Raw genomic sequence first — 273 nt, 5'->3', positions numbered from 1 at the left:
ATTCCAGGCGGCGCTTCGTCGAAGCCCTCAAAACCAGGAAGAATGGAGGCGGCCCGCCGGAACAGGCACTCCGGTTCTTCGAGCAGCTCTACCGGATCGAAAAGCAGGCAAGAGACAAAAACCCAGATGCTGGGGAAACGAAGGTCGACTGCATTCGCCGTTTCCGCCAACAGCATAGCTTGCCTGTCCTGAATGCCCTAAAGACGTGGCTCGACAACATCGCGCCGAAGATCGTGCCGGATACCAAGCTCGGCGATGCCGTGTCCTACACCC

1 protein-coding gene is annotated in these 273 nt (G+C 58.6%); it reads left to right on the top strand.

Annotated features, from left to right (window positions below):
* Nucleotides 1-273, top strand: a 273-nt coding sequence (locus tag SB772_RS40970) for an IS66 family transposase (RefSeq protein WP_410838646.1), incomplete at both ends; no start/stop codon positions are given.

Origin of the sequence: Paraburkholderia sp. SIMBA_030, assembly GCF_046535245.1 — a bacterium.
Lineage (GTDB): Bacteria > Pseudomonadota > Gammaproteobacteria > Burkholderiales > Burkholderiaceae > Paraburkholderia.
The sequence above is the reverse complement of the archived record's forward strand: the minus strand, read 5'-3'. Positions and strand labels throughout refer to the sequence as shown.